Genomic DNA, 12,499 nt, shown 5'->3' on the forward strand with positions numbered 1-12,499 from the left:
GCCCGCGGCGGGGTGGGACGACCCGGCCGTGGATTTCCGGCCTGACCACCTCTCAAGGGGCGCCGGGGGCAACCTGATCGCAATCTGCCGGGGGTGGTGCGGGGTGGTGCGGCTGGGCCAGAATCTACGCGCGTTGTGCTCATTTCGCAGGTATCTCAGAGGAGATCAGCCATGCCGCTCAACCGTCGGAAGTTCCTGGGCCGCACCGCGGCGACCAGTGCGGGGGCCGCCCTCGCCTCGGCCGCGGCCGCCGTCCCGGCCGAGGCACGGGGTCACGGGCGCCCCCGGCGGCGGTACGCCTTCACCGTGATGGGCACCACCGATCTGCACGGCAACGTCTTCAACTGGGACTACTTCACCGATGCCGAGTTCGACGACACGGCGCACAACGATGTGGGCCTGGCGAAGATCTCCACGCTGGTCGATCAGGTCCGTAAGGAGAAGGGGCGCCGCAATACGCTGCTGATCGACGCGGGCGACACCATCCAGGGCACCCAGCTGTCGTACTACTACGCCAGGGTCGACCCGATCACCGGGGAAGGCGGCCCGGTGCATCCCATGGCGCAGGCGATGAACGCGATCGGCTATGACGCGGCGGCGCTGGGCAACCATGAGTTCAACTACGGCATCCCGGTGCTGCGGAAGTTCGAGGAGCAGTGTGAGTTTCCGCTGCTGGGGGCGAACGCGCTGGACGCGAAGACGCTGCGGCCCGCCTTCGCGCCGTACTGGATGACGCGGCTGCGCACCCCGTGCGGGCGGGATGTGAAGGTGGCGGTGCTGGGGCTGACCAATCCGGGCATCGCGATCTGGGACAAGGTCAATGTGCAGGGGAAGATGACCTTCCCGGGTCTGGAGGAGCAGGCCGCGAAGTGGGTGCCGCGGCTGCGCTCGATGGGCGCGGACGTGGTGATCGTCTCGGCGCATTCGGGGACCAGCGGCACCTCCAGTTACGGCGACCAGGTGCCGTATGTGGAGAACGCGGCGGCGCTGGTGGCCGAGAAGGTCGCGGGGATCGACGCGATTCTGGTGGGCCACGCGCATGTGGAGATCCCGGAGTCACGGGTGGTCAACAAGGAGACCGGGCGCGAGGTCGTGTTGTCGGAGCCGCTCAAGTGGGGTCAGCGGCTCACCCTCTTCGACTTCGAGCTGGAGTGGGAGCGGGGCCGCTGGCAGGTGGCGTCGGTGTCGGCGAAGGTGCTGAATTCCCATACGGCCGAGGAGGACCCGCGGATCGTGGGGCTGCTCGGTGATGAGCACAAGAAGGTCGTCGGCTATGTGAACCAGACCATCGGCACCTGCTCGGCGGCGATGACGGCTACCGAGGCGCCGTACAAGGATGTGCCGATCCTCGACTTCATCAACCATGTGCAGTCGGAGACGGTGAAGGCGGCGCTGGCGGGGACGGAGTACGCGGCGCTGCCGGTGCTCTCGCAGGCGTCCTGCTTCTCCCGTACGGCGGCGATTCCGGCCGGGGAGGTCACGATCCGGCAGGTGGCGGGGTTGTATCCGTTCGAGAACACCCTGGAGGCGCGGGTGCTGACGGGCGCCCAGCTCAAGGAGTATCTGGAGTTCTCGGCGCGGTACTACGTACAGACTCCGGCGGGCGGCGATGTGGATCCGGCGAAGCTGACGAACGCCGACAACACGCCCGACTACAACTACGACGCGGTCGGCGGCCTGACGTACGAGATCGACATCGCGAAGGCGCCGGGCTCGCGGATCGCGGGGCTCGGCTTCGACGGCAAGCCGATCGACGAGAAGGCGCAGTTCGTGCTGGCGGTCAACAACTACCGGGCGAGCGGGGGCGGCAACTTCCCGCATGTGGCCTCCGCGAAGCAGGTGTGGGCCAATTCGGAGGAGATCCGGAACACGATCATCGCCTGGGTGCAGGCGGAGAAGTCGATCGAGGTGTCGCGGTTCGCGTCGGTGGACTGGAAGCTGACCCGGGACGGCGTTCCGGTGTTCTAGTCCGGTCCGGAGTTCCGGGCCGGGCACAGGTTTCGGGGCACGGGATGCGGGCCCCTGCGTGGTCAGGTGCGCGTAGGGGCGAGGGGGGTGCGCTGGTCGGGGAGGTGCGGGCCGCCGATGACGGTGCCGCACCGCCCCGACGGCTGGAGGCCGAAGGCGGTGAACGCGGTGCGGGACGGCAGCCGATAGGCGGGTTCCGCGAGCAGCGAGTTGAGGATGACGGCGGAGCGCCAGGCGGCGAGGCCGAGGTCGGGGGTGCCGACGCCATGGGTGTGGCGCTCGGCGTTCTGGACGTACACCGAGCCCTTGATCAGGGGGTCGAGGACGAGGCGATGGTCGGCGTCGACGCGGGGGCGCTCGGAGGCGTCCCGGCGGACGTAGGGGTCGAGGGCGGCGAGCAGGGTGTCGACGCGGCGCTCGCGGTAGCCGGTGGCGAGGACGACGGCCTCGGTGGTGTGGCGGGCGCGGGTGCCCTGCTCGGTGTGTTCCAGGTGGAGTTCGAGGCGGGCGGCGGCGATACGGCCGGCGGTGCGGACGGTGACGCCGGGGGTGAGGACGACGCCGGGCCAGCTGTCGGCGTGGAGGGCGCGGCGGTAGAGCTCGTGGTGGATGGCGTCGAGGGTCTCGTGGGCGATGCCCTTGTAGAGCTGCCACTGGCGGGGCAGTAGCTGGTCGCGGACGGGCTCGGGGAGGGTGTGGAAGTAGCGGGTGTAGTCGGGGCTGAACTGCTCCAGGCCGAGTTTGCTGTATTCCATCGGCGCGAAGGCGGGGGTGCGGGCCATCCAGTGGAGCCCTTCTGCGCCCAGCGGCCGGTTGCGCAGCAGGTCGAGGAAGACCTCGGCGCCGGATTGGCCGGAGCCGACGACGGTGACGTGGCCGGTGGCCAGGAGCCGCTCGCGGTGTTCGAGGTAGTCGCAGGAGTGGAGGACGGGGACGTTGGGGGCGTCGGCGAGGGGGCGCAGGGGTTCGGGGACGTACGGTTCGGTGCCGACGCCGAGGACGATGTTGCGGGCGTAGGCGCGGCCGAGGGCCCTGCCGTCCTCGTCGGCCCCGGTGGGGCGGGGCGCGTGGGCGTCGTCGCCCGGGCCGCCGAGCCGGGTGAAGTCGATTTCGAACAGCTCGTATTCGTGGTCCCAGCGGACGGCGTCGACGCGGTGGTCGAAGTGGAGTCCGGGGAGCTGTTCGCTGACCCAGCGGCAGTAGGCGTCGTATTCGGCGCGCTCGATGTGGAAGCGCTCGGCGACGTAGAAGGGGAAGAGCCGCTCATGGGCCTTGAGGTACTGGAGGAAGGTCCAGGGGCTGCCGGGGTCGGCGAGGGTGACCAGGTCGGCGAGGAAGGGGACTTGGATGGTGGCGCCGTCGATGAGCAGGCCGGGGTGCCAGTGGAAGGCGGGCCGCTGTTCGTAGAAGGCGGTGCGCAGGGCGGGGACGCCGTGGGCGAGGGCGGCGAGGGAGAGGTTGAACGGGCCGATGCCGATACCGGCCAGGTCCAGGGGCCGGTCGGCGGCGGTGGCGGGATCGGCGGCGGGGGTGGGGGGTTGTTCGGTGCTCATGGGGTGGTGTGGCCTTCCACGAGTTCGAGCAGCCCGCGCAGATCGTCGGGCTGGGTGTGCGGGTTGAGAACGGTGGCCTTGAGCCACAGCCCCTCGGGGGTGGCGGCGCGGCCGAGGACGGCCGTGCCGTGGTGGAGGAGGCGGCGGCGCAGCGCGGCGACGGCGGCGGGCGGTGCCCCGGTGGGGCGGAAGAGGACGGTGCTGATGATGGGGCGGGCGTAGAGCTCGAGGCCGGGGCGGGCCTCGATGAGGTCGGCGAGCTGCTGGGCGGCCGTGCAGACGTGGTCGACGAGGTCGCCGAGGCCGCGTCGGCCGAGCGCCCGCAGGGTGACGGCGATCTTGAAGATGTCGGGACGGCGGGTGGTGCGGAAGGAGCGGCCGAGCAGGTCGGGCAGCCCCGCTTCGGTGTCGTCGTCGGCGTTGAGGTACTCGGCGTGGTGGGCCAGGGGGGCGAGGGCGGCGCTGTCGGGGACGGCGAGGAGGCCCGCGGCGACCGGCTGCCAGCCGAGTTTGTGCAGGTCGAGGGCGACGGTGGGGGCGCGGTCGAGCCCGTGGAGCCGTTTGTGGAGGGTGTCGCTGAAGAGGAGGGGTGCGCCGTAGGCGGCGTCGATGTGGAGGGTGGCGGCGTGGTGGTCGCAGACGTCGGCGATCTCGGGGAGCGGGTCGATGGCCCCGGTGTCGGTGGTGCCGGCGGTGGCGACGACGAGGGTGGGGGCGTCGGCATCGGGCAGCCGGTCCAGGGCGGTGTGGAGGGCGGCCGGGTCGAGGACGCCGGTGGGGGTGGGGAGGGGGTGGGGCGCGGGAAGCCCGAGGAACCAGGCGGCGCGGTGGATGCTGTGGTGGGCGTTGCCGCCGCAGATGATCCGCAGGGGGCTGCCGATGCCGCCCGCGGCTTCGCGGGCGAGGAGCAGCGCGAGCTGGTTGGACTCGGTGCCGCCGGTGGTGACGAGCGCGTCGGGGGCGGGGCCGTCGGGGTGGACGAGCTCGGCCAGGGCGCGGCAGGTCAGCGCCTCCAGTGCGCAGGCGGCGGGGGCCTGGTCCCAGGAGTCGAGGGAGGGGTTGAGCGCGGACACCGCGAGGTCCGCGGCGGTGGCCACGGCGAGCGGCGGGCAGTGCAGATGGGCGGTGCAGCGCGGGTCCGCGGGGTCGGCCGCGCCATGGGTGAGGGCGCGGACGAGGGTGCGCAGCGCGTGGTGGGGCCCCTCCCCCTCGTCGGGGATGAGGGGCCGGGCCGCACCGCGTATCCGCCGGTCCACCGCGGCCGGTCCCCCGGCCGGGAGTGGCCCGCCGCGGTCGGCGGCCCCGTGGGCGAGGGCGTCGAGGACGGTGTCGACCATCGGGCGGAGCACGCCCGGTCCGCCATGGCCCCCGGCGAGGAGGTGGGCGGTTCCGGATGCGGGCACGGGCATGGGTGTGCCCCTAGGGGGTGTCTGGGAGTCGGGCAGGTGGAAGCGGTCGGGCGGCGGTCAGGGTTGCCCAAACTACTTCGCCGCCCGCGGTCCGGTCCGGGGTCGGCGGGAAGTGCACCCGTACGTGGTACGGCCCGGTCACACGGATTGATTCGCCCGCCCGGTTACTCGATATGCCCGGTGCCGGGGTCCACCTGGCCGAGGAACTCCCGCGCGGAGTCCTCCAGTTGCTGTGTGCTGAGGGAGTCGGCTCCATGGACACGGGTGGTGAAGCCGTATCCGGGGTTCGGCCCGGTCAGCCAGGTGAAGTCGTAGGTCCCGGGCTCGTCGGGACGCTCGGCGACGTCGAACCTCTCCCCGTCGACGGTCAACGTCCGCTCAAGAGTTTCTCGGTCCATGCCCGTCAGTCTGCCCCGTGTCCGAACGGAGGGGCTGTGGTTCAGCGGCTCCCGTGCTTTCACGATCGGCTCAGCCAGGGCCCACCGCCCGAAGGAACACCCGGACCCGCCCGACCCGGACCCGCCCGACGCCTGTGATCAGAATCCACACGGTGGATCGAGGCTGAGTAGTCGGTTTCCGCGGCCGGAATTCGGACGTCGTACGGGGTCGATTCCTGATGTTCTACCCGAACGCCATACCGCTGCCGCCGCGACACAAGAAAACGGCGGATTCGCTGGGATGCCGGCAGGGCTCCTGGTCGTCTCGATGGTGATCTCATTCATCAGCGTGGCCGATCGGGAGCTCTGTTGCTACGTCGGCGCAAGCGCACTCCTGGGCTGCCGGCCTCCGAGCAGCGTGTGCAGCCCGGTCACCGCGTGCGCGGCAGCCAGAGGGATCGGCCCGGCCGCCGGGTTCTGCGCCATCAGCCGGAGCGGGGTGCCGGCCCGCAACACCTGCCAACGGAAGAACCCGCCGCGTGAGGGTCATCGAGGAGCCCGGAACCGGCGGTCGTAAGCGTTCACCATCCGTACGGCCGAGTGCCTGGCAAGGTCGCCGACCTACTCCGCACCGCCGAACGGAGCCCGCCACCGCCCTCCCGGCGCCGACAACTGGACCCTGATCGTTCTCACCGACAGCCGCCGTACCGATGTTCCCCGAGGCCGCTGTCTCCCGGTGTCGCGAACAGGTACGTGACGTATGGGGTTGCACCTTCCGTAGCGGCATGTGGTCCGGTGGACTTACGTCCCGGTCCCCTGAGGAAAGGTCCCTGCTCATGCATTCGTCCTTCATGCCACCCCGCCAGGTCAAGATCGGTGACGCGGCGGCCTTCGCCGGCAGCACGCCACGGGCGATTCGCCATTACCACGCGATCGGCCTGCTCCCCGAGCCTGAGCGGGGCGGCGATGACCGCCGCCGCTACGGGTACGAGGACATGATCCGCCTGCTGTGGATTCGCAAGATGGCCGACGCCGGGATCGCCCTGGAGGACATCCGTGACGCCTTTACCGCCGGCATGGCTTCCTCCGGTGCGGACAGCGGAGACGGTATCGCGGGCATCCTGGAGCGGTTGGAGGAAACCCTCGCCGAGCAGGAGGCGGAAGCGCGGCGGCAACGGACCGCCGTGCAGCGGATGCGCACCGAAGGCAGCCGGATGGGCCTGCTCTCCGACTTCGTCACCGAACGCCTCAAGAGCCTGCCCGAGGGCTCCCTGCGTCAGGCGGACCTGGACAGTCTGCTGGTCACTGAGCGGATCTTCGGCCCGCTCGGCGCGGCCGTCCAGGCCACCCGCTTCGTCGTCCTGGCCACGCATCCCACTTTGCGGGCGGATTCCGACCGCATCGATGACGCCGAGGAGGCACTCGATGACAGCGTCGCCGTCGATGATCCACGGGTGGCTCAAGTGGCCGTCGAGCGGCACGCCTTCGAATGCGCCCTGCAGGCCGTCATCGAGGAGTCCGGCCTGGGCAAGGACGACGATGCCCTCTTCGACGCCTGGGACACTTTGCACCCTGCTACCGCCGATGACGGCGAGGACGAGGCCGACCTCAGCTCTGGCAGGCGGGAGGCTGACTCCATGAGCGTGTTCGAAGCCATCGGCAAGATGCCCTATGACTTCTCCCCAGCCCGCCTGCGCTGTATGGAACTGGCCGAAGAGCTATCCGCCCAAGACTCACCCGCTACCTGAAACACGGCCTGGCCAGGAGGGTTTGAAGGGGTCTTGATCACGCCGCGAGGGCTGGTGTGTCCGAGGTGAGCACGCGCATCAGTTCTTGGCTCGTCGGGAGGACTCCGGCCATCTTTGGCGCGACGCTCCAGGCCGCTTCGAGCGATGCGAGGGCGCCGTCCCGGTCGCCCAGCGCGAGCTGTGATCGGCTGATGTTCCTCTGCAGGGCCCGACGCGGGTGGCCGGAAGCGTGAGGCCGGCTCGGATCAGGTCAGCCGCCGTGTCGAGGGCCAGCGGTGCCGGGCCGCAAGCCAGTAGACCACCGCGCAGGTGTCGGCGACGCGGGTCCAGGCGTCGGGTGACTGGGTGGCGTGCGCGTGGTTGGTCATGCCGGCCAGCACGCCCGGGAGCCTCCGCAACACCGCCGACAGCTCGGTCCGGTAGCGGTGCTCGTTCACGGCGAGTTGCCGTACCCGCAAGGCACGCTCGTCGAGGACGCCGAGACCGGACGCACGGGCGAGCTACAAGGCGTAGTCGAGGAGCACCTCAAGGGGACCGGAAAGCTGTTCGGCCGAACGGCGTGCATGAGGCCGAAGGGGGTGGCCTCGATCGGGGGGGGAACGGCCGGGGCGCGCTCTGGGCGAACAGCGCGCCGTCCGGCTCCCGTTCAGGCGGCGATGGCGAACGGGAGCCGGAACGGTGGTGTCCCTCCGGGCGCGGGGCGGGGGCGGTTATTCGCTCTGCTTCTCTCGTACACGCAGGGCGCGGCGCAGATCGTCGAGTTGGTCGGCGAGGCGGCGGCGCAGGGCGGGGAGGGCGTCGGGGTTGGCGAGGCATTCCTCGCCCTGTCGCAGGGTTTCGGCGTCCACGGTGCTCGGGAAGCCGAAGCGGGCGACGGTGTCGGCGATGGCGGGGCCGCGGCGGGTGCCCAGGGTGACGGCGGCCGGGAAGTAGCGCGGCACGTAGTCGGCCAGGACGTCGTGGTGCTCGGGCTGCCAGAAGCCGGCGAGGGTCGCGGTGACCAGGTAGTTGGAGAGTTCGGTTCCCTCATCCCTTTCAGGGCCGAAGAGGGTCTGCCACGCGGCCTCCTTGGCGGCGGCGTCGGGCAGGGCGGCCCGGCAGCGGGCGGCGCCCTCCTGGCCGGTGGCGCTGGAGTCGCGGGCGAGTTCGGCGTCGATGTGGGCGGGGCCGACGGCGCCGAGGACGGCGAGCCGGCCGAGGGTCTGCCAGCGCAGCTCGGGGTCGAGGGCGGGGCCGCCGGGGACGCTGTCGCCGTCGAGCCAGTCGGTGAGCTCGGCTGGGTCGGTGGCGCTGCCGATGAACGTGCGCACGGCGGCGAGCCGCAGCCCGGCGCCGGTGCCGTCCTCGGTGCGGCGCAGCAGATCGCGGCAGGTGGCGCGGATGGCGGCCAGGGCGGCGGGGCGCCCGTCGGCGGGGAGGTAACGGTCGGCGATCTGGGTGCGGGCGAAGGCGAGGACGCCCTGGACGATCGCTATGTCGGTCTCGTGCGGCAGATGGGCGCGGGCGGCCTCGAGGAAGTCGGCGGGCGGGAGGTCGCCGTCGCGCACCATGTCGCGGGCGGCGTTCCAGACCACGGCGCGGCTGACGGCGTCGGGGAGGCCGGACAGGGCGCGGTGGACGGCCTTCCAGGAGCCGGGGTCGAGCCGGATCTTGGTGTAGGTGAGGTCGCCGTCGTTGAGCAGCAGCAGATCGGGGCGGGGCCCGGTGAAGGAGAGGCTGAGGCCGGGCTCGGCGCCGTCGAGCTCGGCCTCGACGCGTTCGCGCAGGACCAGCTGGTGCGGGGCGGCGGGCGCGTGGTCGTACAGGCCGATGGCGATGCGGTGCGGGCGCCTGGTGGGGGCGTCGCCGTCCGGGCCGCCGCCCTGGTGGCGGACCTCGGCGCTCCACCGGTCGCCGTTGGCGGTGACGACGGGGGCGAGGGTGTCGACACCGGTGGTGCGCAGCCAGCGGTCGGCCCAGGCGTGGACGTCGCGGCCGGAGGAGCGGGCGAGGGAGTCGATGAAGTCGGCGAGGGTGGCGTTGCCGAAGCGGTGCCGGGTGAAGTGGTCGTTGATGCCGTCGAGGAACGTTTTCTCGCCGAGCCAGGTGACGAGCTGGCGCAGCGCGGAGGCGCCCTTGGCGTAGGAGATGCCGTCGAAGTTGAGCCGGGCGGCGGCGGTGTCGGGGACCAGCTCGGGCGCGGGGGCGACCGGGTGGGTGGAGGGGCGCTGGTCGGCGTCGTAGCCCCAGTTCTTGCGGCGGACGCCGAAGTCGGCCCAGGTGTCGGTGTAGCGGGTGGTCTCGGTGAGGATCTGGTAGCCCATGTACTCCGCGAAGGACTCGTTCAGCCAGATGTCGTCCCACCACTTCATGGTGACGAGGTCGCCGAACCACATATGGGCCATCTCATGGGCGATGACCATGGCGCGGGTCTGACGCTCGGCGTCGGTGACGGCGGAGCGGAAGACGAATTCGTCGCGGAAGGTGACCAGGCCCGGGTTCTCCATGGCGCCGCTGTTGAATTCGGGGACGAACGCCTGGTCGTAGGAGTCGAAGGGGTACGGCTCCTCGAAGATCTCGTGGTAGCGGTCGAAGCAGCGCCGGGTGATGTCGAAGAGCTCGTCGGCGTCGGCCTCGAGGTAGGGCGCGAGGGAGCGTCGGACGTGCAGCCCGAAGGGCAGCCCGGCGTGCTCGGTGCGCACCGAGTGGTACGGGCCGGCGGCCAGGGCCATCAGATAGGTGCTGATGGGCGGGGTGGGCGCGAGCTGCCAGCGACCCTCCTCGGGGGCACCGACGCGGGTGGCGATGCCGTTGCCGAGCACGGTCCACTGGGGCGGGGCGGTGACGCGCACGTCGAAGACGGCCTTGAGGTCGGGCTGGTCGAAGGCGGCGAAGACGTCGTTCGCGTCCGCCATGCAGCACATCGTGTAGAGGTACGTCTCGCCGTCGGCGGGGTCGGTGAAGCGGTGCATGCCCTCGCCGGTGTGGGAGTAGCGCATGTCCGTCTCGACGCGCAGCTCGTGCTCGCCCTCGGTGAGGCCGGTGAGCGGAAGCCGGCCGTCCGCGAGCGCCTCGGCGGTGTCGCCGGTGAGGTCGAGCTCGCGGCCGTCGAGTACGGCACGGTGGACCGCGGCCGGCGCGAGCTCGGCGAAGGTGTCCGCGCCCGCCTGGCGCGCGCTGAAGCGGATGGTCGTGGTGGAGCCGAAGAGCTCCTCCCCGCGAGTGAGGTCGAGGTCGATGGTGTAGCGGTGGACCTCGATCAGGCGGGCTCGGATCTGCGCTTCCTCGCGCGTCAGTACGGACATGGGGACATGCTGCCCTACGTGCGGCGGGCCGCACACGGGTGGGAAGTGGTTGCCCGGGGCGAACGGCCGTACGGGCGCACCACCGGAGTGCGCCCTCGGGCCCGGGGTCAGGAGCGGGCGATGGTCTCGTGGTGCCGGATGACCTCGGCAATGATGAAGTTGAGCAGCTTCTCGGCGAAGCCGGGGTCGAGCTTGGCGCTCTCGGCGAGCTGCCGCAGCCGGGTGATCTGGCGCGCCTCACGAGCCGGGTCGGCCGGGGGGAGCCGGTGGGCGGCCTTGAGGTGGCCGACCTGCTGGGTGCATTTGAAGCGCTCGGCGAGCATATGGACCACGGCCGCGTCGATGTTGTCGATGCTGTCACGCAACCTGGTCAGCTCGTCGAGGACGGACGGGTCGATCCCCTCGGGGTCTCCCGGCGTCGCCGGCTGCCCGGCGGTGTGGTCGCTCATGCTGTGCGTCATGCCTCCCGAGACTACTTTTTCTCGGGGCTCGGTTCCTCTCCGGGGCGGTCGCGGCCTACGCTCCCGGGCGCTACGGCCTGCGCTCCGAGCCGCTTCGGCCTGCGCCTGCCGCCGCCGGGAGGCGGCCCGAGCCCCCGCGGCGCCCTGTGCCCGGGCCGGTCGCGGCCCCGGCCCCCGGACCGCCCCGACCCCTGTGGGGGGTTTGGGAACCGGCCCTCGAGGGGCCGGAAGGGGGCGGGGCGGTCATGGTGGAGGGCCGCTCCCGAGGCGGTGTCTCCACCGTGGAGGAGTCGCCTGGGCGGGGGGAGGTTCCACTTCCGGGCCGACTTTCCCGCGGCTTGTACCGGGCGGAGCCGCTCCGGTCCGAGCAGTTCCGGGCAGGGCCGTTCCGGGCTAGGGTCCGCAGCATGATCGCGACGCTTCAGTGCACCGTCATCGACTGTCCCGACCCCGCCGCGCTCGCCGCCTTCTACGGACGGATCCTGGGCTGGCGGGTGGACGACAGCGATCCCGAGTGGGCGAACCTGACCGCCGAGGACGGCCGACGGCTGGCCTTCCAGCTCGCGCCGGACCATCAGCCGCCGCGCTGGCCGGACCCGGCCTATCCGCAGCAGATCCATCTGGACTTCGACGTGGACACGATCGAGGACGCGGAGCGGGCACAGCAGGAGCTGATCGAGCTCGGGGCGACGTTCCTGCACGACAGCGGCGGGGAGCGGTCGGGGTTCCGGGTCTTCAACGATCCGGCCGGGCACCCGTTCTGCATCTGCTACGGGCAGAGCGGACAGAGCTGAGGGCACAGACACGGCTCAGAGAACCGGCAGAACCACAGAGCCGACCGGGGCCGGCCCGATGGCCGGACCCCGGTCAGCTCTTGGCGGAGGCGAGGCTGAGGAGGCGTCAGCCGCCGAGCTCGCTCGCGGCCGCCTTGATGTCCTTGGCGAAGGTGCTCACCTCGGTGTAGACGCCGGGCTTGCCGGGCCGCGCGCAGCCCTCGCCCCAGCTGACGATGCCGACCTGGATCCACTGGCCGCTGTCGTCCTTGCGGAACATCGGGCCACCGGAGTCGCCCTGGCAGGTGTCCACACCGCCCTGGGCCATCCGGCCGGCGCAGATCTCCTCGCCGGGCACGAGCTCGTCGTACGCGGAGTTGCAGGTGGCGTCGTCGACGAACGGCACGGTGGCCTTGAGCAGGTAGCGCTGCTGGCCGCCGCCCTCGACGGCCGCGCCCCAGCCGGCGACGGTGAAGTCGCCCTTGTTGTACGCCGTGGTGTCGGCGATCTTCAAGGTGGGCTGGTTGATCGGCTTGGCGAGCTTGATGAGCGCCCAGTCCTTGCCGGTGCCGTTGTAGCCGGGGGCCTGGAGCACCTCGGTGGACTTGACCTTGATGGCGCTCGAGCTCTGGAGGTCGACGACGCCCCCGGTGGCGGTGATGGAGGTGTTGGCGCCGCTGCCGTCCACACAGTGGGCGGCGGTGAGCACGATGTCCTGGGTGTAGAGAGCGCCGCCACAGCCCATGGACAGCCGGACCATGAAGGGGAATTCGCCCTGGGCGGCGCGGGTGCCGCCGACGACGGAGGGGCTCGGCTCGGGACCGGTGGGCGCGGCGGTGGCACTGCCGGGGGTGAGGCTGAAGGCGGCGAGGGCGACCGCGCCGGCGGCCGAGGCTCTCTTGAGGTGCTTCAGGGTCTTCCGCAAC

At 71.4% G+C, this 12,499-nt stretch carries 10 protein-coding genes and 1 pseudogene; 3 read left to right on the forward strand and 8 right to left on the reverse strand.

Going from position 1 to position 12,499, the window contains the following annotated elements:
* Window positions 1-171: 171 nt before the first annotated feature.
* Window positions 172-1,968: a bifunctional metallophosphatase/5'-nucleotidase gene (locus BLV72_RS06995; RefSeq protein WP_093460995.1), complete on the forward strand. Its 1,797-nt coding sequence runs from the start codon at window positions 172-174 to the stop codon at window positions 1,966-1,968.
* A 62-nt stretch (window positions 1,969-2,030) separates the two neighbouring features.
* Here the strand turns inward: BLV72_RS06995 and BLV72_RS07000 are convergent, their stop codons facing one another.
* The 4 genes and pseudogenes from BLV72_RS07000 to BLV72_RS51930 form a co-directional block, all read right to left on the reverse strand.
* Window positions 2,031-3,521 carry a lysine N(6)-hydroxylase/L-ornithine N(5)-oxygenase family protein gene (locus BLV72_RS07000; RefSeq protein WP_107417377.1) on the reverse strand — a complete coding sequence of 497 codons (1,491 nt, stop codon included), beginning with the start codon at window positions 3,519-3,521 and terminating at the stop codon, window positions 2,031-2,033.
* Entirely contained in the window at window positions 3,518-4,930 is a 1,413-nt protein-coding gene (locus tag BLV72_RS07005; protein ID WP_093460997.1) for a pyridoxal phosphate-dependent decarboxylase family protein, read from the reverse strand. The genes BLV72_RS07000 and BLV72_RS07005 overlap by 4 nt, the downstream gene beginning before the upstream one ends.
* A 164-nt stretch (window positions 4,931-5,094) precedes the next feature.
* Window positions 5,095-5,328, reverse strand: a complete 234-nt coding sequence (locus BLV72_RS07010; protein ID WP_093460999.1) for a hypothetical protein — start codon at window positions 5,326-5,328, stop codon at window positions 5,095-5,097.
* A 351-nt stretch (window positions 5,329-5,679) separates the two neighbouring features.
* Window positions 5,680-5,829 (reverse strand): annotated as a pseudogene (locus BLV72_RS51930) (DUF6245 family protein); the annotation flags it as partial.
* A 314-nt stretch (window positions 5,830-6,143) separates the two neighbouring features.
* Here BLV72_RS51930 and BLV72_RS07015 point away from each other — a divergent pair.
* Window positions 6,144-7,055 (forward strand): MerR family transcriptional regulator, encoded by a 912-nt coding sequence (locus tag BLV72_RS07015; protein ID WP_093461001.1) that lies wholly within the window; start codon window positions 6,144-6,146, stop codon window positions 7,053-7,055.
* A 245-nt stretch (window positions 7,056-7,300) separates the two neighbouring features.
* Here the strand turns inward: BLV72_RS07015 and BLV72_RS49700 are convergent, their stop codons facing one another.
* The 3 genes from BLV72_RS49700 to BLV72_RS07030 all read right to left on the reverse strand — a co-directional run bounded on the left by BLV72_RS49700 (window position 7,301) and on the right by BLV72_RS07030 (window position 10,788).
* Window positions 7,301-7,513, reverse strand: coding sequence for a hypothetical protein (locus tag BLV72_RS49700; protein ID WP_244320687.1), 213 nt, complete (start codon window positions 7,511-7,513; stop codon window positions 7,301-7,303).
* A gap of 252 nt (window positions 7,514-7,765) precedes the next feature.
* The gene (gene pepN / locus BLV72_RS07025) at window positions 7,766-10,339 is read right to left on the reverse strand and encodes an aminopeptidase N (RefSeq protein ID WP_093461003.1); all 2,574 of its coding nucleotides are present in this window, start codon (window positions 10,337-10,339) and stop codon (window positions 7,766-7,768) included.
* A 107-nt stretch (window positions 10,340-10,446) separates the two neighbouring features.
* Window positions 10,447-10,788 (reverse strand): chorismate mutase, encoded by a 342-nt coding sequence (locus tag BLV72_RS07030; protein WP_093470218.1) that lies wholly within the window; start codon window positions 10,786-10,788, stop codon window positions 10,447-10,449.
* A gap of 419 nt (window positions 10,789-11,207) precedes the next feature.
* On the opposite strand from BLV72_RS07030, the gene BLV72_RS07035 reads away from it, so the two are divergent.
* Complete coding sequence (locus BLV72_RS07035) at window positions 11,208-11,594, forward strand: VOC family protein (protein WP_014059937.1); 387 nt, start codon at window positions 11,208-11,210, stop codon at window positions 11,592-11,594.
* A gap of 106 nt (window positions 11,595-11,700) precedes the next feature.
* Here the strand turns inward: BLV72_RS07035 and BLV72_RS07040 are convergent, their stop codons facing one another.
* A complete protein-coding gene (locus BLV72_RS07040) occupies window positions 11,701-12,498 on the reverse strand; it encodes a S1 family peptidase (RefSeq protein WP_093461005.1) in 798 nt (265 codons plus the stop codon).
* Window position 12,499: the final 1 nt, after the last annotated feature.

The organism is Streptomyces melanosporofaciens, assembly GCF_900105695.1.
In the GTDB taxonomy this organism is placed as follows: Bacteria; Actinomycetota; Actinomycetes; order Streptomycetales; family Streptomycetaceae; genus Streptomyces; species Streptomyces antimycoticus.

Excerpts from the sequence above, each read along its gene's own strand:
- BLV72_RS06995 (WP_093460995.1), top strand. The coding sequence starts at position 172 with ATGCCGCTCAACCGTCGGAAGTTCCTGGGCCGCACCGCGGCGACCAGT.
- BLV72_RS07000 (WP_107417377.1), bottom strand. The coding sequence starts at position 3,521 with ATGAGCACCGAACAACCCCCCACCCCCGCCGCCGATCCCGCCACCGCC.
- BLV72_RS07005 (WP_093460997.1), bottom strand. The coding sequence starts at position 4,930 with ATGCCCGTGCCCGCATCCGGAACCGCCCACCTCCTCGCCGGGGGCCAT.
- BLV72_RS07010 (WP_093460999.1), bottom strand. The coding sequence starts at position 5,328 with ATGGACCGAGAAACTCTTGAGCGGACGTTGACCGTCGACGGGGAGAGG.
- BLV72_RS07015 (WP_093461001.1), top strand. The coding sequence starts at position 6,144 with ATGCATTCGTCCTTCATGCCACCCCGCCAGGTCAAGATCGGTGACGCG.
- pepN (WP_093461003.1), bottom strand. The coding sequence starts at position 10,339 with ATGTCCGTACTGACGCGCGAGGAAGCGCAGATCCGAGCCCGCCTGATC.
- BLV72_RS07030 (WP_093470218.1), bottom strand. The coding sequence starts at position 10,788 with ATGAGCGACCACACCGCCGGGCAGCCGGCGACGCCGGGAGACCCCGAG.
- BLV72_RS07035 (WP_014059937.1), top strand. The coding sequence starts at position 11,208 with ATGATCGCGACGCTTCAGTGCACCGTCATCGACTGTCCCGACCCCGCC.